Annotated in this window: 18 protein-coding genes and 1 riboswitch; of the genes, 5 read left to right on the forward strand and 13 right to left on the reverse strand. The window is 62.8% G+C overall.

The genetic code is table 11. The features are described from left to right. Positions 1 to 2 precede the first annotated feature (2 nt). The 6 genes from ACX80Q_RS02355 to ACX80Q_RS02380 form a co-directional block, all read right to left on the reverse strand. On the reverse strand, positions 3 to 1,535 hold the full coding sequence (locus ACX80Q_RS02355; protein ID WP_459328904.1) for a UDP-N-acetylglucosamine 1-carboxyvinyltransferase: 1,533 nt from the start codon (positions 1,533 to 1,535) through the stop codon (positions 3 to 5). 200 nt (positions 1,536 to 1,735) lie between these two features. Further along, positions 1,736 to 2,689, reverse strand: a complete 954-nt coding sequence (locus ACX80Q_RS02360; RefSeq protein WP_459328905.1) for an L-lactate dehydrogenase — start codon at positions 2,687 to 2,689, stop codon at positions 1,736 to 1,738. Between the two features lie 120 nt (positions 2,690 to 2,809). Next, a complete protein-coding gene (locus ACX80Q_RS02365) occupies positions 2,810 to 3,607 on the reverse strand; it encodes an energy-coupling factor transporter transmembrane component T family protein (RefSeq protein WP_459328906.1) in 798 nt (265 codons plus the stop codon). Further along, entirely contained in the window at positions 3,604 to 5,130 is a 1,527-nt protein-coding gene (locus ACX80Q_RS02370) for an ABC transporter ATP-binding protein (RefSeq protein WP_459328907.1), read from the reverse strand. Before ACX80Q_RS02370 ends, ACX80Q_RS02365 begins: the two co-directional genes overlap by 4 nt. 2 nt (positions 5,131 to 5,132) lie before the next feature. Next, a complete protein-coding gene (locus ACX80Q_RS02375) occupies positions 5,133 to 5,774 on the reverse strand; it encodes an ECF transporter S component (protein ID WP_459328908.1) in 642 nt (213 codons plus the stop codon). Positions 5,775 to 5,818: 44 nt separating this feature from the next. Then, positions 5,819 to 5,936, reverse strand: a riboswitch (TPP riboswitch). Between the two features lie 201 nt (positions 5,937 to 6,137). Continuing rightward, positions 6,138 to 9,521 (reverse strand): beta-N-acetylglucosaminidase domain-containing protein, encoded by a 3,384-nt coding sequence (locus tag ACX80Q_RS02380; protein ID WP_459328909.1) that lies wholly within the window; start codon positions 9,519 to 9,521, stop codon positions 6,138 to 6,140. A 268-nt stretch (positions 9,522 to 9,789) separates the two neighbouring features. On the opposite strand from ACX80Q_RS02380, the gene ACX80Q_RS02385 reads away from it, so the two are divergent. Further along, complete coding sequence (locus ACX80Q_RS02385; protein ID WP_459328910.1) at positions 9,790 to 10,050, forward strand: DUF4235 domain-containing protein; 261 nt, start codon at positions 9,790 to 9,792, stop codon at positions 10,048 to 10,050. 108 nt (positions 10,051 to 10,158) lie between these two features. Here the strand turns inward: ACX80Q_RS02385 and mnhG are convergent, their stop codons facing one another. The 6 genes from mnhG to ACX80Q_RS02415 are packed head-to-tail and all read right to left on the reverse strand — an operon-like array spanning position 10,159 to position 16,576. Then, positions 10,159 to 10,521, reverse strand: a complete 363-nt coding sequence (mnhG, locus tag ACX80Q_RS02390; RefSeq protein WP_459328911.1) for a monovalent cation/H(+) antiporter subunit G — start codon at positions 10,519 to 10,521, stop codon at positions 10,159 to 10,161. Next, a complete protein-coding gene (locus ACX80Q_RS02395) occupies positions 10,518 to 10,793 on the reverse strand; it encodes a monovalent cation/H+ antiporter complex subunit F (protein ID WP_459328912.1) in 276 nt (91 codons plus the stop codon). The genes mnhG and ACX80Q_RS02395 overlap by 4 nt, the downstream gene beginning before the upstream one ends. Continuing rightward, positions 10,790 to 11,392, reverse strand: a complete 603-nt coding sequence (locus ACX80Q_RS02400) for a Na+/H+ antiporter subunit E (protein ID WP_459328913.1) — start codon at positions 11,390 to 11,392, stop codon at positions 10,790 to 10,792. Before ACX80Q_RS02400 ends, ACX80Q_RS02395 begins: the two co-directional genes overlap by 4 nt. 14 nt (positions 11,393 to 11,406) lie before the next feature. Next, complete coding sequence (locus ACX80Q_RS02405; protein ID WP_459328914.1) at positions 11,407 to 13,035, reverse strand: Na+/H+ antiporter subunit D; 1,629 nt, start codon at positions 13,033 to 13,035, stop codon at positions 11,407 to 11,409. Beyond that, on the reverse strand, positions 13,032 to 13,604 hold the full coding sequence (locus ACX80Q_RS02410; protein ID WP_459328915.1) for a Na(+)/H(+) antiporter subunit C: 573 nt from the start codon (positions 13,602 to 13,604) through the stop codon (positions 13,032 to 13,034). The genes ACX80Q_RS02405 and ACX80Q_RS02410 overlap by 4 nt, the downstream gene beginning before the upstream one ends. After that, on the reverse strand, positions 13,601 to 16,576 hold the full coding sequence (locus ACX80Q_RS02415) for a Na+/H+ antiporter subunit A (RefSeq protein WP_459328916.1): 2,976 nt from the start codon (positions 16,574 to 16,576) through the stop codon (positions 13,601 to 13,603). Before ACX80Q_RS02415 ends, ACX80Q_RS02410 begins: the two co-directional genes overlap by 4 nt. Positions 16,577 to 16,774: 198 nt before the next feature. Here ACX80Q_RS02415 and ACX80Q_RS02420 point away from each other — a divergent pair, with 198 nt between their 5' ends. Beyond that, positions 16,775 to 18,100 carry an MFS transporter gene (locus ACX80Q_RS02420; protein WP_459328917.1) on the forward strand — a complete coding sequence of 442 codons (1,326 nt, stop codon included), beginning with the start codon at positions 16,775 to 16,777 and terminating at the stop codon, positions 18,098 to 18,100. A 191-nt stretch (positions 18,101 to 18,291) separates the two neighbouring features. On the opposite strand, the gene dcd is transcribed toward ACX80Q_RS02420, so the two are convergent. Further along, positions 18,292 to 18,867, reverse strand: coding sequence for a dCTP deaminase (dcd, locus tag ACX80Q_RS02425; protein ID WP_459328918.1), 576 nt, complete (start codon positions 18,865 to 18,867; stop codon positions 18,292 to 18,294). Between the two features lie 143 nt (positions 18,868 to 19,010). Here dcd and ACX80Q_RS02430 point away from each other — a divergent pair, with 143 nt between their 5' ends. The 3 genes from ACX80Q_RS02430 (at position 19,011) to ACX80Q_RS02440 (ending at position 21,113) form a co-directional block, all read left to right on the forward strand. After that, the gene (locus ACX80Q_RS02430; protein ID WP_459328919.1) at positions 19,011 to 19,496 is read left to right on the forward strand and encodes a cation:proton antiporter regulatory subunit; all 486 of its coding nucleotides are present in this window, start codon (positions 19,011 to 19,013) and stop codon (positions 19,494 to 19,496) included. A 6-nt stretch (positions 19,497 to 19,502) separates the two neighbouring features. Continuing rightward, a complete protein-coding gene (locus ACX80Q_RS02435) occupies positions 19,503 to 20,681 on the forward strand; it encodes a cation:proton antiporter (protein ID WP_459328920.1) in 1,179 nt (392 codons plus the stop codon). Positions 20,682 to 20,744: 63 nt separating this feature from the next. Beyond that, on the forward strand, positions 20,745 to 21,113 hold the full coding sequence (locus ACX80Q_RS02440; protein WP_459328921.1) for an SHOCT domain-containing protein: 369 nt from the start codon (positions 20,745 to 20,747) through the stop codon (positions 21,111 to 21,113). Positions 21,114 to 21,396 lie beyond the last annotated feature (283 nt).

The following is a 21,396-nucleotide window of genomic DNA, read 5'->3' on the forward strand; positions in this document are numbered from 1 at the left end:
CTCTAGTCCTGGAAGTACTCGATCTCCGCGCCAATCGTGTTCAGGCGCTCGGCCAAGTCCTCGTACCCGCGCTCAATGACGTAGATGTTGCGCAACTCGGAAGTGCCCTTGGCTGCCAGCATGGCCAGCAGGATGCAGGCGGCCGGGCGCAGGGCTGGGGGGCAACCAATTTCCGCTGCCCGCCAGGCGGTGGGGCCGGTGATGTCGATCCGGTGCGGATCCAGCAGCCGAACACCGGCGCCGAGCCGGTTGAGCTCCGTCAGGTAGATGGCCCGGCCCTCATACACCCAGTCGTGGATCAGCGTGGTGCCCTCGGCGCAGGAAGCGATGACGGCGAAGAACGGCAGGTTGTCAATGTTCAGGCCGGGGAAGGGCATGGGGTGGATCTTGTCCGGTGCTGCCTTCAACTCGGACGGCAAAGTGGTGATGTCCACCAGGCGGGTCTTGCCGTTGCGGGCCACATACTCGGCAGATTTGAGGTACTTGAAGCCCATTTGCTCCAACACCTTCAGTTCAATTTCCATGAACTCGATGGGCACACGCGTCACGGTGACTTCCGACTTGGTCACGATGCCGGCCGTAATCAGGCTCATGGCCTCGATGGGGTCCTCGGACGGCGCGTATTCGATGTCCACGTCGATGCGGGACTTGCCGGTGATGGTCAGCGTTGTTGAGCCCACACCCTCCACCGTGACGCCCAGGCCCTGCAGGTAGAAGCAGAGGTCCTGCACCATGTAGTTGGGGCTGGCGTTGCGAATGATGGTTTTGCCTTCGCGGTGTGCGGCGGCCATGATGGCGTTTTCGGTGACAGTGTCGCCACGTTCCGTGAGTACAAAGGTCCTGTCCAGGGCATCGCTCACGGGAGCGTGGACCTGGTAAAAACCATCGTGGGCAATGACTGTGAGGCCAAATTCACGCAGTGCCTGCATGTGCGGTTCCACAGTTCTGGTGCCCAGGTCGCAGCCGCCGGCATAGGGAATCCGGTAAGTGTCCTGCTCATCAAGGAGCGGACCCAGCAGCATGATGACGCTGCGGGTGCGCTTGGCTGCGGCGATGTCCATGGAGCCAAGGTCCAGCACGGCGGGCCGGCGAATCTGAAGGTCGTTGTCTTCCAGCCAGGTGCACTCAACACCAATGGATGTCAGCAGTTCAACAATGCGGTTGACCTCTTCAATGCGGGCCACGCGGCGCAAGGTGGTGGTGCCGCGGTTCAGCAGACTGGCGCAGAGCAGGGCAACACCGGCGTTTTTGCTGGTGTTGACCTGGACGCTTCCGGAAAGCTGGCGCTCCCCGTGGACGCGCAAATGCGTCACCGTGTTCTTGGTGGCGGCTCCGACGCTGACGAGGTTGGCTTCCAACAGTGATTCCATGCGCTGGATCATCCTCAAGCTCAGGTTTTGTTTGCCTTGTTCCATCCTGGCTACAGCACTCTGGCTGGTGCCTAGCTGGGACGCCAATTCACCTTGGGTCCAACCTTTTTCGGTACGGGCATCCCGCACCAATACGCCAACAGTTTCTGCAGCCATTTGAGTCATAACAACTTTTATATCACAGCATGCATATTTTGCCTGACATTTGTGACCCAGTGGGCAGTTTACGCGAAAAACGGACAAAATTAACCGTTACATGCGATAAATCGTGAACCCTCGCGGCCGCAGGGCCCTTGTCACACTCAACGGTACCCCGGCCACTGCCGCGCATGGCAAAACACGCCCTAGCCTTTCGGGCAGTGACCCTAGCTGAACAGCGCAATGGAGGCGGCCAAGGTCTCTGCCGAGTGCTGGAGCTGGGCCTCCTCCCGATGGTCCATGTGCGTGTCAAGAACCCGCTGCACGCCGCCAGCACCAACGATCGACGGCACACTGAGGGCCACGCCGTCGATCCCCCGGTAGCCGTGGAGCACACTCGAGACAGGAAGGATACTCCGCTCGTCCTGCAAAACGGCCTCGACAATGCGGGCGCCGGAGAGCCCGATCGCGTAGTTCGTGGCACCCTTGCCGGCGATGACCTTGTAAGCGGCATGGACCACGTCATGCGTGAGAGACTCGAGCCGTTCACGGGGAAACAACAGCGCCCCGGAATCGTCTGTCCAGGCCGGCAGCGGGGTCTGGCCGAGCGTCGCGGTGGACCACAGCGGGAATTCGGTGTCGCCGTGCTCGCCCACGATCAGTGCATGCACGCTTTGCGGAGCCACCTGCGCGGCCTCGGCCACGAGCCAGCGCAGCCGGGCGGAATCCAGCACGGTACCCGAGCTGAAGATACGCCCGTGCGGCAAATCCGTGATGCGCTCGGCCACAGCCGTAAGTACGTCGCACGGGTTCGTCACCAGGATGAACACGGCGTTGGGTGCCAGGGCCACGAGTTGCGGCAGCATCTTTTCCAGGATTGCCACGTTGATGCCCGCCAGCTCAAGCCGGGTCTGGCCAGGCTCCTGCTTGGCCCCGGCCGTGATGACCACGACGTCGGAATCGGCCACCAGCTCGATGTCGCTGCCGCCCGTGATGCGCGGGGCGCCCACAAATGGCGTGCCGTGGGCAAGGTCGAGGACTTCCGCCTCCACCTTGGCCGTGGCGACGTCATACAAGACCACCTCGCGCGCGGAGCCTCGAATGAGCGCGGCATAGGCCAGCGAGGTGCCTACGCTGCCGGCGCCGACAATGGTGAGCTTGGTGCTGCGTGCGATCGTCATGCCCCCAGTATCCCAGTCGCCCTTGCACTGCCGCCGTTTGTGTCCGGCTGATTCCCGGCAAGCACAAGACCCGCCCCTCACGCCGTCGGGCATCAAGGGCGGGCCTGGTGGCTGGCCACGCTAGCCAAACACCGGATTCCAGGTTCCCAGCACGACGGCGGCAGCCACCGACACTGCGGCCACCACCAACCCGGTGGCCACGACCGCGAGGTCATGCCGGGCGAACGTTGATTCGCGGGCCCAGGTGCGCGGACCCGCCCCGAACCCCTTGGCCTCCATGGTGACGGCCAGTCGCGATGCTCGGCGCACCGCCTGAACCAGCAGCGCCATGGCCTGGCCAAGCTGTGCCTTGACGCCACGGAACAGCCCGGGCTCTGCACCCACGCCGCGGGCACGGCGCGCCATCCCCAGGGTCTGCCATTCGGCCACCAACAACCCCACCAGCCGTATGGCGGCCAGTGCTCCAAGCACAAAACGATGCGGCAGCCGCAGTTTCTGCGCCAAGGCGTCAGCCAGATCCGTGGGGTCGGTGGAGGCCAGCACAATAATGCCGGGCAGGGCAATGGCCAAGCCGCGCAGGGCAATGGCCACACCGGCTTCCAGCGAACCGCTGGTAAAGGTCACGGGCCCCACCGCCAGCAACAGCTCCCCGGTTTTGGGGGCCAGCAGGGCCGTCCCATAACCGCCCACCACTGCTGCCACCAGGATGGGCCAGCCGCGCAGCAGCAGCATGCGGGCGCTCAAACCAGCCATCGGCAGGAGCGCGCATTCAAGGACGAGGGCCACGGTTGCCGAGACCCAGTCAACACTGACCAGCAAAACAAGCGTGATCGCCATGCCTGCACCCAGCTTCGCCAGCGGGTTTGCACGTGCCAGCCACGCCGTGGAACGCGGAGTGGCGATGATGTCAACGCTCATCGCCGCACCGCCCCATCGAGTGCGGGCAGGCTGCCCAGCACCAGCTGATCCCCACCCAGCACGGCGCTGAAGGCTGAATCGTGCGTCACGGACACCACGGCTGTCCCCGCATCCAACAGCTCGGTCAACAGGGATGCCAGTTCGGCCCAGGTGTTGGCATCCTGGCCAAACGTTGGCTCATCCAGAACCAACACCTGCGGACTGGCCGCCAGAACTGTGGCCACGGAAAGACGCCGCTTTTCACCTCCGGAGAGCGTGAACGGGTTGGCGCTGGCCAAATGCTCCAGCCGCAACCGCGTCAACAACCCATCCACTAAATCCCCACCTCGCCCCAGCAGTTTTGGCGCAAACAACAGCTCCTCGCGGACAGTGCCAGCCACAAATTGGTGTTCGGGTTCCTGAAACACTGTGCCGATGCGGCTGATGAGCTGGCGACCGCGCCACTTCAGCGGAGCGGTTCCGGCTCCGCGGGCCAGCGACTCCGTTGCCTGCAGTTGCCCGCCCACGGGAGCCAGTAGGCCCGCCAGAGTCAGCGCCAGCGTTGACTTTCCCGCCCCATTGGGGCCCGTCACGCTCAGTGCCTGCCCTGCACTGACACGCACGGACGGAACCACGGCTGCTGGAATCGCCGGGTGCCGGCGCCGTCCCTTGGTGCGGGAGACGGCCAGGCTGTCCGCCTGAAGCAACAGCGTGCGCCCGGCGTCGTGCATGGATGACGCCAGCCTGGGCCGGACCGCCGGGACGTAGCCCGGCACCCAGATCCCGGCAGCCGTCAGCAGGTCCCGGCTTTGCGCCAACACCGCGGCGGGCGGGCCGTCAAACAACACCCCGCCAGGCTCACCCAGGGCGGCAGGGGCCAGGACCACAATCCTGTCCACAACCTCCAGCCACACGGAAACCCTGTGCTCCACCACCACTAGGGTGGCGCCGGATTCGTCCAGGCTCCGGCGCACTGCGTCGCGCACCTCCACCACGCCGGCCGGGTCCAGGTTGGCTGTGGGCTCATCCAGCAGCAACAGGCCCGGTTGCATGGCAAGCATGCCGGCCAGGCCCAACCGCTGTTTCTGCCCGCCGGACAAGGACGAACTGGCGTGGTCCAGCGGCAGCTTCAGCCCCACAGACTCCAGAGACGCCGACACGCGGCGCCAGATCTCATCCCGCGGGACAGCCATGTTTTCGGCACCAAAGGCAACGTCGTCACCAATCCGGGAGAGCACCACTTGGGCGTCCGGGTCCTGCTGCATGAGCCCTGCCCGGCCGCGTGATTCAGTAGCCGGGCGGCCGTCAATGAGAAGCTCACCAACCTCGTTGGCGCCCTCCTCATCCCCCAGCACCCCGGCCAGGGCGTGCAGAAGCGTTGACTTGCCAGCACCCGAGGGACCCAGCAAGAGGACCCGCTCTCCCGGAGAAATCTCCAGGTCCAGGTCATGCACAGCCTTGTTGCTCCGGCCCGCATGCTGCCAGCCCCAACCTTTGGCACTGATCCGCGCCGGGGTTGCCCCCCGGTTCGCCGCGGCAGCCATGCCTAGACCGCTCGTTCGCTTGCGGCGCCACGGGAGGGCAGGTTGGCCAAGGCTCCCGTGCGTGCCAGTCCGCGCACGGCCAGCCAGGAGACCAATCCGGCAATGATGGCGCCGGAAATCATCGCCAGGACCACATAGACGAGCTTCCATTCCATGGCCCAGGCCACATTCCAGACTAGGGAGTCGTTGATGCCCATGGCCAGGCCTGCCAACGCTCCGGCCAGCAGTGCCACAATCAGGCTGAACTTGCGGTAGCGGAACAGCGCGAAGCCCAGCTCGGCGCCGAGGCCCTGAACCAGCCCGGAGAGCAGCACGGTGAAGCCAAAGTGGGTGCCCAACAGGCCCTCCACACTTGCGGCAATGAGTTCACAGTAGAGCGCCGCGCCGGGTTTGCGGATGACCAGGCCACCCAGGACGCCGGCGATCAACCAGCCACCGCCGTAGAGTGCACCAATGGGCGGAAAGGCGACGGTGAAGGCGCTGATCAGGCCGTAGCCGGCGGACCAGAGCCAGAAGATGACGCCGATGGCGACACCCAGAACGGACACCACAACAATGTCCACCACGCGCCACGTGGATTTGCGTGCTGCCGGGTTGTTGGGGTTGCTTGGTGCGGCGTTTTCGCTCGCGATTGACTTGCTCATGTTTCCTCCTTCGCAGGAGGGGCGGCCGGCGGACTTTCCGCGCAGCCGAAGAGAACTCGACTCCCTTCGCCGGTACTAGCCGGAGCAGGTTCGAGGGTCTGCGGCGAACCGCACTCTCAGCGCCGGTACCCAAGGCGGGTAGACGCTCCCCTGTCGTGTTTGAATTGCGGCTTCAGTTTACCCCCGCCCCATGCCCAGCACTAATGTCCCCGTGTGACATGCCGTAATGCGCCTGGTTCGCAGGTTCTTGCGCCGAGGTAGCCGGTTGGGTTTCGCTGCGTGGATTAACGACGGCGGGCGGGCACCGGATGGATTTCCGGTACCCGCCCGACGGGCAAGCTGACTGCTACTTGCTGCCCGCTGTTAGTGGTTTGCTGTCCTGCGACGGTTGACCGCGAACACGGCGCCACCTGCCAGCAACAACAACACTGCCAGTCCACCGAACAGGGCGGTGTTGGCGCCGGTGTTGGCCAGGTCGTCCGCAGCCGGGGCGCTGGTTGCAGCGGTTGCCGTGCTGCTTGCCGGGGCGGTTGTTGCGGCCGTGATGGTCAGCGCGGCACTGAGCTGGCGGGCTTGCCCGTCAACTCCCACACCATCAATGACAATGCTGTGCTGACCGGGAGCAACACCTGCCGGCAGGGTCACGCTCAAGGTCACAACACCCTGAGCATCCACCGTGGCGGTACCCAAGACAATCGGGGTGGAATGCAGGGTGAAGCTAGCACTCGTTTCCGGCTTGAAGCCATCGCCAGTGATGGTGAGCTTGCCACCGGCAACGACACTGCCAGCACTCAACACGATCCCACCAGCCGGCACCGACGCGCTCGGCGTCACACTCGGGGTTGCCGACGCACTGGGCGACGTGGACGGCGAGGCGCTCGGCGTCGCCGTGGGCGTGGCCGTCGCTGTCGGTGTGGCCGACGGCGTTGCCGAGGGCGTTGCCGTCGCAGTGGGCGTCGGTACAACATCGCCAACGTAGGGTCCACTGCCAACGGCGCCCGTGGGCCGCAATCCCAACTCGTAAACAACGGGCCCGGCAGCTGCGGCCCGGGCGGCCCCGGACTTGAACAGGACCCGAACGCCGGAGATGTTTACCTGCGTCAGTTGGGCTTCCTGGAAGCTGACCGCCGGGTTCAAGGCACCCACGGTGACCCATTCGTCGTCGGACTTGACCTGCAAATCACCGGCGATGCGCCCCACCACCGCCACGGATTGCATGGCGGCAGGTGCATCCAAAACGTGCGTCAGATGTGACCCGGCAACAGGCTCCGTGGCCGCCTCGAAGGCGGTGCTGATGGTGGCATCGAAGGCACTTGCCGGACCAGTCCCATTCGCGCCAGCCAAATCGGTGGTGAGCTTCTGGGTTGCTTCGAAGGCTTGGAATTCGCGGATCTTCACCCACTGGCTGCCCGCGTTGGCGGCAGCGGCCACCAAGCGGATGTAGCGGGCACTGACGGGGGCGTCAAAGTTCGCCTCGATGCGCGGTTTGCTTTGGAAGGTGCCGGCGGCGGTCCATGTGGCGTTGTCCGTGGAGTACTCAACACGCGCGTTGTAGATCATGTCGCCGGTCTGGGTGTCTGAATCGGCCTGCTGGATCAGCACCTTGCCCACCTGCTTCGTGGCTCCCAAATCAATCGTGACGGAGGAACCAACAGCCGGGGGAACGCTTGACCACCAGAGGGTGCTGGCGTTGCCGTCAACCATTTTGCCCGGGGTGTTCTGTTGGTAGGTGGCCATGGAGGAGGACGCGGTTGCTGGGAAGTTGTTGGCGGCGGCCACGGGAGTCAGCTTCAGCCAGGTGTTGTAGCGCCCCTGGGCAGCGGTGGTGAACTGCTCAAACACGCCGTCACCCACGGAGGGGACGATCTGGTTGGGCGTGATGCCGATGTTGTTCGGCCCCACATCGGGCACTGTGGCGCGCTTTGCCAAGGCCATGTCAGCATTGGCTTCGAGGGCTGAATCGGTCGCGACAACGCCGTTGCCGGACTTGATGGCAAGCAGCATGGAGATTTGCTTGTCCATGGCCGTGGCCCACTGTGCGGCCGCGTCAATCCACGGCTTGGAATCGTCATAGAAGCCCTTCATGGCCATGGTTGCCAGGGTTGCGGGGCCCGCCTTGATGATGGCCAGGCGGTCCTGCAGCGGCTTCATGCCCGCCAGGTTTCCGGCGTCGTATGCGGTCCAGAAGGCGGCCACATCGGCGCTGAGGGCCGGAGCTGTCTTGGAGTCGGGGCGGTAGGGCTTCCAGCTCTGGTTCAAGTCAACGAACGTTTCCAGGGACTTGCGGACAGCAGCGTCGGTACCGGCAAGCTCGGTGATGATGGCGGACTGCGTGGTGGCCGCGTTGTAGGCGGGGCCGTTCCACGAGTAGTCGCCAAAGCCAGCCAGGGCGATCATGGAGGCGTAGCCCTCGATCATCGGGTTGGAGGTGATCCCGTCAATGTGCTTGTACAGGTTGGGATCGCGCCCTTCCACCGGGTTCAGGAACAGGCGCCCGCGCTGGCCGTCGTTGACCGGCAGGTTGTCCCAGATGTAGAAGTGCTCGGCGTTGTAGCTCTCCACTGCCCGGGTCACTGACTGTTCGGTGATGGTGTTGGAGAAAACGCCCTCGCCCGTCCACTGGATCAGGATGGAATCATCTGTGGCCAGGCCAAACTGATCCTTGTAGGGATCCTCGGCGGAGCCGTTGTAGTTGGTGGGAACTGTCTGCAGCGGCTGCAGATTGTGCACCTTGACGTAGTCGTTGACAATGCGGTTGAGGTAGAACGCCTGGCCGTCGGCCAGCTTGCGGAATCCGGAGCTGGTGAACTTGGCCTTGTCCGCGGCGCAGTTCAACACTGGGTTGATGTCGTCCAGGGCAATGTAGAAGCTGCTCACGCCAATGTTGCGCAGCTGCTCAAACTTGGCCACGGTGGCGGCGAAATCGTTGTTGTCCGAGTAGCAGACGTCGTTGCCCGGGGACAGGGCAAAGGTGAAGTTCACGTGGTTGGCGTTGGCCTCGTCCACGAGCTCCTTCAGGTCGGCCAGTTCCGCTGCGGGGTAGAGGTCGCGCCACTGGGCGCGCAGGTAGTTGTCGTCCTTGGGCGTGTAGATGTAGGTGTTCATCTTGTGCTTGCCGTAGAACTCCAACTGGTCCAGGCGGGCCTGGTGCGACCACGGAATGCCGTAGAAACCTTCAATGCCGCCACGGATGGACATGAGCGGGAAGTCCTTGACGGTCATGGCGGGGGCGGCTCCGTTGGCCACCACCTGACTGAGACTCTGTACGGCGTAGAAGGTGCCCGTGGCATCCTTTCCGTTGAGCACCAACGTGGGTTTTCCGGCATTGTTTCCGGTGGCAATCACATATCCTTCGGCGGCGAGGGCGTCGGCGCCCATTGCACCAACTGCTGTGAGGGCCGCCGGCAAGGCGGGGTTGTTGGCTGTGGTGCCAAGAAATACCGTGGCACCCGTGGAGGCTGCGGCATCAACGAACGTGGCCGTTCCGCCAGCCTTGTTGATGACTTGGCCTAGAAGATTCTTTGCGGCCGCGTCGGTTGTGGCACCCACGGCGACTTTGACGGAACCCGTCAAGGGAACGGAGACGCCAGTGGTGTTGACTTCCTGCGGTGTGGGCAGGATGCCCTGCGGCGTTGTGGCCGCCTGGGCTGTTGGCAGGGTATCTGGAAGTAACGCCGCCACGCCACCTCCCGCAATGATGGCCAGAGCCAATGCCCCGGTGGCAACGTTCTTTAGAGCACGTTTCACACTTCCCCCTCGGTAGTTCCGCAAGCAGCTGACCATACATCTATGTTATGGATCACACATTTCTGCCAATTGGTGGCAACTCTACGGAGATTTCAAGGGAAGCGTCAATTGATTACGTACGACATTTGCTCGCCATCAACGAACAAATGGGCGCCGCAAAACCGCCGCTCGGAAGCGCCGTGAAGCGCCGGCCCAAGCCCGAGGCGCTAGGCTGAACCCAAGGTATTTGCCCGGCATGGGTCAGCCCTGCACAGCTAAGGAGCACTTCATGAACATCGTCTACAAATTGCTCGGCACAGGCGTGAGTCTCGGAGCTGGTTTTGTGGCCAGCAAGCTGGTGGACACGGTTTGGGAGAAAAGCACCGGAAACAAGCCACCCAAAGACGGTACGGACCTGGAAAACAGCCTGCGTTCAGCCCTGACGTTTGCGTTGGTGTCTTCGGCAGTGGCAGCCATCATTCAGGTCATTGCCGGCCGAACCACTCAAAAGGCCATCGCCCGCTTCAGCCAGCATCCCGAAGAGGTCTAAAAGAGGTCGAGGCGCGGCCGCCAGCGCCCCAAAAAATGAATCTGAACGTACAGTTGATGCCGATGTTGTTGTTAAACATCGGCATCAACTGTACGTTCGGCAGGCGGATTAGGTTTTGCGCTCACCTTCAACGGCCGCGGCAACAACCTGCTCCAGCTCGTCAACGCTGAGAAGTTCCGGGCGGCGGTGCTTGGTCCTGTAGCCGGCACGGCCCACCATATGGGCGGAGACGGGCACCGTGAGCAGCTGAAAGAGCCACGCCACAATCAGGATCGGCAGCAGCGACCACAACCGCATCTGCAATCCCAGGGCGGAGAGCATGAGCAACAGCCCCAAGACCTGCGGCTTGGTGGCTGCGTGCATGCGGCTCATCAGGTCCGGGAAACGCAGCAGGCCAATGGCGGCCGCAAGGCTCATCAGAGCCCCGCCCAGCAGGCAAATCGCCGTCAACGTATCGATCAGGACGTTCATCCGTCTTCCTTCCTGTGGGCCACAAAGCGCGCCACGGTGACCGAGCCGATGAAGCCGATGACTGTCAGGACCACCAACAGCGCCAAATTGTCGGTGTGCTTGTTCATGGCCATTTCTGTGGCCAGGCAGGCACCGAAAATGGCCAACAAAACGTCTGCCGCAATGACCCGATCCAGCAGGGAGGGCCCGGCGGCAATGCGGTAAATGGTTCCGGCAGCGGCCACCGCGAGTATTGCGGCAACAATGATGACAACAATGCCCATGGCGGTCATTTTTCCTCCTGCGCAGACGTAGCGGGCACTGCGGGGGCAATGTGGGTCACCATGGGGGCACCGGCGGCTTCCGCCTTGAGTGCGGCCAACTCTTCCTTGGTGCCCATCACCCGGATCAATCCGGCCTCAATGTCCTGGATCCCGCGGCGCACCTGTTCAACGGCTGCCGGGGTTTCCACGTTCATGGCGTGAACATAGAGCGTTGCCGTGCCACGATCCACCTCAACCACCAGGGAACCCGGGATGAGGGAGAGCACATGCCCCACGGCCGTCATGAGCAGGTCAGAGCTGCTGCGCAACGGTACGGCGATAACCGCGTTGCGAATCCGCGGGCCCTTGGTCAAGGCCCAAAACAGAACCTGAAAACTGGCCACCGTGACTTCCTTGATGAACCACAGGGCAAACGTCAGAGCACGCAGCACGTTGAAGCGTCCACTGAGTTCCACCGGCGGCAGGTAAAAAGCGCGTGAAACACCAATGGCAATCAAGGCGCCAAAGAGCAGGTTCCCGGCACTGAAGTCCTGCCACAAGGCACCCCACACCACAACAAGCCACACCAGCAGCGGCAGTTTCTGCATGGCAGTTCCGTTGCGTTTCATTTTTATGCCCTGGCTCACGGCTTGCCCGCCCCCTGCCCGAGGACGGCTTCAATGTAGGCGGTCCGTTCCAACATGCTGGTGGCTGCGTCCTGGCTCAGGTCAAAAAGCGGCCCGGCAAAAACGGTCATGGCAAGGCCGAGCACCACCAGACCCATGGTGGAGTAGATCATCATTTTTGGCAGGATGGGCACCTCGTCCTCACCCGAGAATCGCCCCTCCGTGGCGTCCACATGCTTGCTGGTGCGCAGCGCCCGCATGCTTTCACGCCCACTGGCATCGGGTGCGGTGGAGAGCAGTACGGGGTCTGGGTCTTCGGCGTCTGCAGTGCTGCGCCAGAACACACGGTTCCACACGCGAGCCACCACCAGCAGGGTCAACAGGCTGGCAACCACACCGCCCACCACCAGTGCATAGGCCAGCGGCGAGCCATTGGCCACGCCGGCCTGCAGGAGCCCCAACTTGCCCAGGAAACCGGAGAACGGCGGGATGCCGGCCAGGTTCATGGCGGGGATGAAGTACAGCACGGCCAGGATGGGCGAAAGCTTGGCCAGCCCGCCCAGGCGCATGATTGAGGAGTTGCCGCCGCGCCGCTCCACCAGGCCCGTCACCATGAACAGCGAGGTTTGGATGGTGATGTGGTGGATGACGTAGAAAATGGTGGCGGCGAGGCCAATCACCGATGAGAGTGCGACGCCGAAAATCATGTACCCAATATGGCTCACCAAGGTGAAGGACAGCATACGTTTTATGTCCGTCTGGGCTATGGCGCCCAGAATTCCCACCACCATCGTCAGCAACGCCACCACAAGGAGCACAGAGTTGAAATGGTCGGTGGGAAAGAGCAGCGTTTCTGTGCGGATGATGGCATAGACACCCACCTTGGTCAGCAAACCGGCGAACACGGCTGTCACGGGAGCGGGCGCTGTGGGGTAGGAGTCGGGGAGCCAGAAGGAGAGCGGGAAGACTGCGGCCTTGATGCCGAACGCCACCAGCAGGAGCACATGAAGCAGGTGCTGTGTGCCCGGATCCAGCTCACCGAGCTTGATGGCCAGATCGGCCAGGTTGACTGTTCCCGTGGCGCCATAAATCATGGCTATCGCGATCAGGAACAGCAGCGAGGAAACCACACTGACCACAACGTAGGTGATGCCGGCCCGGATACGCGATCCGGTCCCGCCAAGAGTCATGAGCACGTAGCTGGCCGTCAGCAAGATCTCAAAGCCCACGTAAAGGTTGAAGAGGTCGCCGGCCAGGAACGCGTTGGAAACTCCGGCCACCAGGATCAAGTAGGTGGGGTGGAAGACGGAAACTGGTCCGCTTTCCTCACCGTCGGCGGCACCCTGCCCAGTGGCGTAGGCGAGGACAGCCAGGCTCACGGCGGAGGAGACAACCAGGAGCAGGGATGAGAACTGATCGGCCACCATGACAATGCCAAAGGGCGGGGCCCACCCGCCCAATTGCACGGCTATGGGTCCGGAATGCCACACGTTGGCCAGGACATAAACTTCCAAAGCCAAGGTGATGGTCAGGGTTCCGAGGCTGACGCGGCGCTGGGCACGGGGATGGCGGATGAGCACAAACGCCCAGGCGGCACCCAGGAAGGGCAGGACTACGGCAAGTGGAGCCAGGCTGGCAACATTCATTCCTTCTCCTCCTCCGGCGATTCAACCTCTGGTTTGTCCAGGACCGGCGACTTGGGGTGGATGTCCTTCTCGGCGCGCTTTGCATCCAAGGCGTCAGTCACTCTTTTGGGCCGGATACCTGGAATTGTCTCGCGCTTTCCTAGTGGCTGGTTGTTCTCATGGAAGTCGGAGACCTCAATGGCAATCTCGGAATCCTCCTCGTCGTCGTACAGCTCCTGCATGGCCACGCGGATGTCCTCCTGGTCCACCTGGATGTGGTCGGCGCGGCTGAGGAGCCATGACCTGTAGATCAAACTGAGCATGAAAGCTGTCACGGCGAAGGAAATCACAATGGAGGTCAGGATGAAGGCCTGCGGCAGGGGATCGTTATATTCGCTGGAGGGAATGTCTTTGTTGAAGATTGGGGCCAAGCCGGCATAGCCGCCCGTGGTGAGCAAGAGGATATTGGTGGCGTTGGCCAGCAACATCAAGCCCAGCAGAACCCGCGTCAGGCTCCGCTCCAGCAGCAGGAAGAGCCCCACCGCATACAGCACGCCCATCACCAACAGCAGGGTTACGTTGATGCTCACTTGGCCACCTCCAACGGCTCGTCATCCTGAATCAGCTCGACGCCGTCCATGCCATCCTCTTCATGCTGGTCAATCTCGGAGCCCAAGCTGCGCAGGACATCAACGACCAAACCAACAACCACCAGGTAAACGCCTACGTCAAAAAGCGTTGACGTCACAAACTTCACGTGCCCAAAGATGGGCAGATCGAAGGCGATGATGGCGCTCTGGAATATTTCGCCACCGAGGAACAGCGGCCCCAGTCCTGTCAGGGCCGCGACGGTCAGGCCCAGGCCCAGGAGGGTTCCGGCGGAGATCCTGGTGGCCTCGGCCAGTTCAAAGCGGCCACCGGCCAGGTATCGGATGGTCAGGGCCAGGCCCGCCACCAGCCCGCCGGCGAACCCGCCGCCGGTGCCGTTGTGGCCGGCCAGCAAAAGGTAGATGGAAATGACAATGATGCTGTGGAACACCAGCCGTGTCACCACTTCAATGATGATGGAGCGGCGTTCCGGAGCCAGCGTGCGCCCAGCCACGAGCCAGGGGTTGCCCGGTGACGCTGCAAAACGCTTGGCTACCTGAACGGTTGGTTCAAAGGCGGCAGCCTGCAGCTTGCCAACACTTCCGGTGGCCACGGTCTCCGCCCGCGGAAGACGCTGACCCCGCCCCCGCACAAAGATCAGGCTGGCAACACCTGTGGCCGCGATGGCGAGCACCGAAATCTCACCGAAGGTGTCCCAGGCGCGAATGTCCACCAGCGTCACGTTGACAACGTTGAGCCCGCCACCACCTTCATATGCCATGATGGGCATATTCAGGCTGACGGGATCATGAATGCGCGATCCCATGGCCACGACGGCCACAACCACCATGGTGGCGCCAAAGGCAATGCCAATGATCAACCGGGCAACCTTGTGGCTGCCTGCCGTGCGTTCCAAAAGGCTGGCCGGGAGGGAACGCATCGCCAGCACAAAGGCCACCAAAATAATGGTTTCAACGAGCATCTGGGTCAGGGCGAGGTCCGGGGCGCCCTGCAGCGCAAAGATCAGCGCAATGCCATAGCCCGTCACCGAGACCATCAGGACGGCCATGAACCGCTTGCTGGCCCTGGCGGCGGCAATGGCGCCAATGACAATCACTGCCCCGGCCAGGAGCTGGAAGGGTGAACCCGGATCCACAAAGTAGAGGTCGTCGCTCCAGTGCTGCTCGGTCAGGAAAAGCACTGCAAGGACCGAGCCAATGGACGTGGACAAGATGACGGCCAGGTAGAAGAACAGGGAACCACGCTGGGTGCGGCCCGTGACCCAAATGGCCAGCCTGTCCAGCACAACGATGGACTGGCGGTAGCCGCGCTCAAAATCAACCATGGCAGGGATGCTGCACTGGAACGCTTCCACCTTGTTGCGCAGCAGGAACATCGCCGTGCCGGCTGCAACAACTATGGCGCTCAAGCCCAAGGCAGGGGTGAATCCGTGCCACAACAAAAGATGCATGCCCTGCGGGTCATAGGCCGGAAACTGGTCGCTATAGGGTTTGACCCAGCCTTCCACGAGCTGCGGGACGAACCCGTAGGCCACAGTGAGCAGGCTCAGCAGGGCGGGTGCAGCCAGGAAGAGCCAGCTCACGGGCTTGAACACCGTGGCCATGCCCTTGGACTTACGCGCAAAACCGCCCCACATGAACCTGGCACTGTAGGCGAAGGTCAGCACCGCGCCAAGCACTATGCCCACCAGGACGGTCCAGCCGATGACGGGGCCGCCCGGGCCATATTCTGCCGAGGCAATGAACGCCTGGAAGATGCCCTCCTTGGCAATAAACCCCGCCAGCGGCGGCAGGCCCGCCATGGAAGCCGCAGCGATCAGTGCCACCATGCCCAGCGCCGGCGCGGATTTGAAGACCCCTGACAATTCGCGGATGTCACGGGTTCCGCTTTGGTGGTCGATGATGCCCACCACCAGGAAGAGCGCGGCCTTGAACAGGCCGTGGGCCAACACCATGGCCATGCCCGCCATGGCCGCCTCCCGGCCGCCCAGCCCAACCACCAGGGTCAGGAAACCCAACTGGCTGACTGTTCCGTAGGCCAGAATGAGTTTCAGATCGTACTGGCGCAGCGCCCGCCAGCCGCCAAGGAGCATGGTGCCCAGGCCCAGCACCACAATCATGAGCTGCCAGTATTCGGTCTGTGAGAATCCCGGCGCCAGGCGGGCAATGAGGTAGATGCCGGCCTTGACCATGGCGGCAGCATGCAAATAGGCACTGACGGGTGTGGGGGCAGCCATGGCGCCGGGCAGCCAGAAATGGAAGGGCAGGAGCGCCGACTTCGTTACGGCACCCACCAGGATCAGGGCTATGCCAACCTCCAGCACCACCCTCGCAGTGCCGGCGGCCGCCAACAGCTCCGGGGCCTTGGCCAGGACGCCGGAGATGCTGTAGGTGCCGGCGCTTTCCCCCACCATGATTAGGCCCACCAGCATGGCGAGCCCGCCAAAGGTGGTCACCATCAGGGCTTGCAGGGCGGCGCGCCGGGCCGCGATGCGGGTGCGCGCGTAGCCGATGAGGAGGTACGAAAGAACAGTTGTCAGTTCCCAGAAAACAAACAAAAGAATGAGGTTGTCGGCCGTCACCAGCCCAAACATGACCCCCGCAAAGGCCAGCAGTTGGGCACCAAAGCCGCCCAGGCCGGCGTCGTCCGTCTTGAAATACCTGGCGCAATAGGCCAGAACCAGGGCACCCACACCCAGGACTAGTAGCGACATCAGCCAGGACAGCTGGTCCATGCGGAAGGTGAGGTTCAAATCCAGGACGGGGATCCAGGGGATGTCCAGGGTGGGGCTGGGGGCCGTGACCGAGTACACGTTTTGGTACTGCGCCAGGAGCCACACAAAGCTGGCCGCGGGAACGGCGGCGAGGACGTAGAAGGCTGCTCTGCCCCAGCGGGCGAACAAAATGGGCGCGATAAGGGCCACAATGAAATGCGCACAGAGGACAAACAACACTAAGGGCTCCGCATGTTTCGGGCTGGAAATGAGCGAATCACGGGGGTATACAGTCGGTTCCCGACCCTTCAACCCTACCAAGGCCACCGCGTGTTCCATGCCGCGAGAGCCGTGGGGCGGCTCAGAGGGCGGCGGCGCCGGCTTAATGTTCCATCGGCGTATCCTCGCTGGACCACTGCTGCAGATAGCATGTGGCGTATGACGAACCCTCCCCCGGCTGCCGTGTTACCTCCCGCAGCGAACGCTAAGACGCCAGGTACTCCCTGGCAAATAGTGGCATGGTCCATGTGGGACTGGGGCGGGGCAGCCTTCAACGCTGTCATGACCACCTTTATTTTCACCGCCCTCTACCTGACGGGTGACGATTTTGGTGGGGCAGACAAGGCCACGGCAACGCTGGCCTTTGCCCTATCCATCTCCGGTTTCGCCATCGCCTTGCTGGCCCCCGTGGCCGGGCAGCGATCGGACCACAGCGGGCGGCGCAAACTGTGGCTGGGCGTCAACACGCTCATTGTGGTGGCACTGACGGCGGCGTGCTTCTTTGTGCAACCCCACGAGTCCTATCTGCTTTTTGGCTGCATGCTCATTGCCGCCGGCCACGTGTTCTTTGAACTGGCCGGCGTGAACTACAACGCCATGTTGCTGCAGATCTCCACCAAGAAGACCATTGGCCGGATCAGCGGTTTTGGTTGGGCCGCCGGCTACCTGGGCGGCATCGTGGCCTTGCTGGTTGTGTACTACGGACTGATCAAGCCCGAGGTTGGGTTGTTTGGCATCACCAGCGCGGATGGCATGACGTACCGTGCGGTGGCCGTGTTCTCAGCCCTGTGGATCTTGATCTTCTCCATCCCGGTGTTCCTGGCCATCCCCGAAACCAAGCCCGACCCAAATATGCCGCACGTGGGATTCTTCCAGTCTTACCGGGAGCTTTTCCGCACCATCGTGCGCTTGGGCAGGACCGCCCCGCACACCCTGTACTTCCTGATTTCCAGCGCCATCTTCCGCGACGGGCTGGCAGCCATCTTCACCTTTGGCGCCGTCCTCGCCGTGGGTTCCTTTGGTTTCGAAACGGGTGACGTGCTCATCTTTGCCATCGCCGGAAACGTCATTGCCGCCGCGGGCGCCCTCTCCGCCGGCTTCCTGGATGACAAATTTGGCCCCAAGGCTGTCATTGTCACCTCGCTGATCGGCATGCTGATCTCCGGGACGGCCCTGCTGTTCCTGGACGGCAAGAACGCGTTTTGGGTCTTCGGGCTGATTCTGTGCTTGTTTGTGGGCCCGGCGCAATCCTCGGCACGAACGTTCATGGGGCGGCTGGCCCCCGAGGGCCAGGAGGGCGAAATGTTCGGCCTTTACGCCACCACGGGGCGGGCCGTTTCCTTCCTGGCGCCGCAACTGTTTGGGCTGGCCATTGTGATTTTTGGGGCCCAGCGCTGGGGCATCATCGGCATTCTGGTGGTGCTGCTGCTGGGCCTGCTGCTGCTTCTGCCGGTCAAGGCCCCGCCGCACGGCGCAGCCGCCTAGCCTTTAAATGCTCGACGGCGGCCGGTCACCTTCCCTAGGGAGGTGACCAGCCGCCGTCGTTCCCCAACCGCTCGCACTACTCGCAAGTCCTCAGGCTCTCCCCTTTGCCAGCTCGCTGGGCGAGCAGGCAATGGGGCCCCTCGAGCCTGTGGCTCCACGCAGCGGGACCCTCGCGGTCGTGGGCCCAGCCACTAAATCTTGGTGACGTGGAAATTCTGGAACGATCGTGAGGCGGTGGGGCCGCGCTGTCCCTGGTAGCGGTTCAGGTACGGGCCCGTACCGTAGGGGTTTTCCGCCGGTGAGCTGAGCTGGAAGAAGCACAGCTGGCCAATCTTCATCCCTGGCCAGAGTTTGATGGGCAGGGTTGCCACGTTGGAGAGTTCCAAGGTGATGTGGCCGGAGAAGCCTGGATCGATGAAGCCGGCCGTGGAGTGCGTGAGCAAGCCCAGGCGGCCCAGCGAGGACTTTCCCTCAAGGCGGGCGGCGACGTCGTCGGGCAGGGTCACGGTTTCGTAAGTGGAGCTTAGGGCGAACTCGCCGGGGTGCAGGATGAACGGTTCGTCCGGATCAACTTCCACCATGCGGGTCAGATCCGGCTGTTCCTCGGCCGGGTCAATGTGGGCGTAGCGGTGGTTGTCAAAGAGCCTGAAGAACCTGTCAATGCGCACATCAACACTCGATGGCTGCACCATGGCAGGGTCATAGGGGTCCAAGACAATGCGCTTGGCAGCAATTTCGGCACGTATGTCGCGGTCAGAGATCAGCACCCTCTAAAAATAGCGCATTTTGGCTTGGCAACCCTTCTGCGGCCGGCCCTTGGCACCGCCCATGCTTCGGCCGGGACTATTTCCGCCCCGTTCCTTGTTTTAACGTGGGGTATTCCCGCAACGGCACAGCTAAGGTAAGAGTCATGAATATTGAAGAGACACCTCTTCCAGGAATTGGTGTTCGCCGGGAGCTGCGGCTCTCCTCCGGGCGTCGCGTGGGTGTTGTGACGCACCGTGACGGCCAAACCGAGCTCATTCTTTCCCGCGTTGACGATCCTGACGCGTGCGCGGCATCCATTCCACTCAGCGCCGAGGAAGCCGCAGGCCTGGGCTCCCTGCTGGGTTCAGCCCAGCTCATTGCCCAGCTCAGCGCCGAACAGGAAAACCTCTCCGGCGTGACAACGCACCAAATTTTGATCCGCAAAGGCTCGGCGTATGCCGGCCGGCCGCTGGGGGACACCCAGATGCGCACCCGGACAGGCACCTCCATTGTGGCGTTGCTGCGCGACGGCGACGTGATTGCTTCACCGCGACCTGACGAGGCCCTGCACGTGGATGACCTGGTTGTCATTGTTGGCACCGATGAGGGACTGGCAGAAGCTGCACTAATTTTGCAGTCCCGATTGTAGCCCTGCATGGACGGGACGGCACTTTCACTGCTCCAGCTCGGCTTAGTCTTTTTCGGGCTCGGTTTCTTGGGTCGTCTTGCTGGGCGCATCGGGATGTCACCGGTGCCTCTCTACCTCTTGGGCGGGCTGGCCTTTGGCCATGGCGGTTTCGTCACCTTTGCCGGCATCGAGGACTTCGCCCACATCGCCAGTGAAATTGGCGTGATCCTACTGCTACTTATGCTCGGCCTGGAATATACGGCGCAGGAACTGGTCACGGGTCTGCGGCAGTCATGGATGGCTGGGCTGGTGGATCTGGTGCTGAACATGCTCCCGGGCATTGCCGTGGCCCTGATTCTTGGTTGGGGGCCTGTGGGGGCACTGGTCATGGCTGGGGTCACCTACAGTTCCTCCTCCGGCATCATTGCCAAAGTGTTGGGCGATCTTGGCCGCCTGGGCAACCGGGAAACCCCCGTGGTGCTGTCCATCCTGGTCTTTGAGGACCTTGCCATGGCCGCCTACCTGCCCATCCTGACGGCTGTCCTGGCCGGGGTATCGTTCGTGGGCGGGCTAACCGCCTTGGGGATTTCCCTGGCTGTCATCACGGCGGTATTGGTGGGGGCACTGCGCTACGGACACCTGGTATCCAACGTTTTGGACAGCCCCGACAGGGAGTCCTTCCTACTCAAGCTTCTGGGGGCCGCGCTGTTGGTGGCTGGTCTGGCGTCAGCCTTGCAGGTTTCGGCCGCCGTGGGCGCATTCCTGTTGGGAATCGCCATTTCAGGCGGTACGGCCGAGAACGCCACCCGCGTGTTGGAACCTCTGCGCGACCTCTTCGCCGCCATGTTCTTTGTCCTCTTTGGCCTCAACACCGATCCCCGCACCATCCCGCCCGTGCTGGGCGTTGCGCTGCTGCTGGCGCTGGTCACCACCATCACCAAGGTGGCCACGGGCTGGTGGGCTGCCGGTCGCCAAGGAATTGGCGTGCCCGGGCGGGCTCGGGCCGGTGCCGCGTTGATTGCACGCGGCGAGTTTTCCATAGTGATTGCCGGGCTGGCCGTCGCCTCTGGTGTTGTGCCGGTGGAGCTGGCAGCACTTGCCACCACGTATGTGCTCATCATGGCCGTGAGCGGACCGGTGGCCGCCAGGTATGTGGAACCCGTTGTGGCGCTGTTCCAGGGTAAAAAACCGGAGCCGGTGTTCTAGTAGAGGCATTTTCGCCGTCACGAACGTTGCGGCCAGGTCCAATTGACGCCGCACAGTCGTATGATGAGAGCAACCGCGGGCCACAGGCCCCACCGGGACTACTTCAAGGAGAACATGATGGCTTTTGGACGACGTAACCGTCCCTCCCTTCTGGGGACCGCCGCACGCACAGCCGTTATTGCCGGAACGGCCACGGCCGCCAGCAACGCTGTCAACGCCAAGGCCGCCGGAGCGCAGGCCGCCCAGCAGCAAGCCGCCGAGCAGGCCGTGTTGGCACAGCAGGCACAACTGGCACAGTCGCTGCCTGTTCCCGTGGCCGCCGCACCAGCCGATGACTTGTTGAGCAAGTTGGAGCGCTTGGCCGCCTTGCACGCATCCGGCGCCCTGACTGACTCCGAATTTGCTGCCGTCAAGGCCTCCATTATTAGCTAATTGGCCCACGACGGCCGAGAACAGCGGCCCGGCGACGCTGCACGGGCGAAATGCCGGGCCGGTTAGTGCGTGTCAATGGTCCACAGCACCCTTGCGCACGGGCTAGAATCAATACCGGAACAAGGCAGCTTCGGCTGGCGATGTTCCAATGCGGGCGGGACTGGCTAATAATCCTCCCAGCCCCTAGAACACACGACAGACAAAGTGACCACGAAACGCGGTACGCCTATTTTGGGAACGCGTTCGGCAAACTGGGTCAGAAAAAGCCAACTCAATTATCTGG

The organism is Arthrobacter sp. HLT1-20 (assembly GCF_054510895.1).

Bases quoted from the DNA above. Each gene is read 5' to 3' on its own strand.
- ACX80Q_RS02355 (WP_459328904.1), bottom strand. From the start codon at position 1,535: ATGACTCAAATGGCTGCAGAAACTGTTGGCGTATTGGTGCGGGATGCC.
- ACX80Q_RS02395 (WP_459328912.1), bottom strand. From the start codon at position 10,793: ATGACCGCCATGGGCATTGTTGTCATCATTGTTGCCGCAATACTCGCG.
- ACX80Q_RS02400 (WP_459328913.1), bottom strand. From the start codon at position 11,392: ATGAAACGCAACGGAACTGCCATGCAGAAACTGCCGCTGCTGGTGTGG.
- ACX80Q_RS02370 (WP_459328907.1), bottom strand. From the start codon at position 5,130: ATGGCTGCCGCGGCGAACCGGGGGGCAACCCCGGCGCGGATCAGTGCC.
- ACX80Q_RS02435 (WP_459328920.1), top strand. From the start codon at position 19,503: ATGGACGGGACGGCACTTTCACTGCTCCAGCTCGGCTTAGTCTTTTTC.
- ACX80Q_RS02375 (WP_459328908.1), bottom strand. From the start codon at position 5,774: ATGAGCAAGTCAATCGCGAGCGAAAACGCCGCACCAAGCAACCCCAAC.
- mnhG (WP_459328911.1), bottom strand. From the start codon at position 10,521: ATGAACGTCCTGATCGATACGTTGACGGCGATTTGCCTGCTGGGCGGG.
- ACX80Q_RS02365 (WP_459328906.1), bottom strand. From the start codon at position 3,607: ATGAGCGTTGACATCATCGCCACTCCGCGTTCCACGGCGTGGCTGGCA.
- ACX80Q_RS02385 (WP_459328910.1), top strand. From the start codon at position 9,790: ATGAACATCGTCTACAAATTGCTCGGCACAGGCGTGAGTCTCGGAGCT.
- ACX80Q_RS02420 (WP_459328917.1), top strand. From the start codon at position 16,775: ATGACGAACCCTCCCCCGGCTGCCGTGTTACCTCCCGCAGCGAACGCT.
- ACX80Q_RS02360 (WP_459328905.1), bottom strand. From the start codon at position 2,689: ATGACGATCGCACGCAGCACCAAGCTCACCATTGTCGGCGCCGGCAGC.
- ACX80Q_RS02430 (WP_459328919.1), top strand. From the start codon at position 19,011: ATGAATATTGAAGAGACACCTCTTCCAGGAATTGGTGTTCGCCGGGAG.
- ACX80Q_RS02405 (WP_459328914.1), bottom strand. From the start codon at position 13,035: ATGAATGTTGCCAGCCTGGCTCCACTTGCCGTAGTCCTGCCCTTCCTG.
- ACX80Q_RS02440 (WP_459328921.1), top strand. From the start codon at position 20,745: ATGAGAGCAACCGCGGGCCACAGGCCCCACCGGGACTACTTCAAGGAG.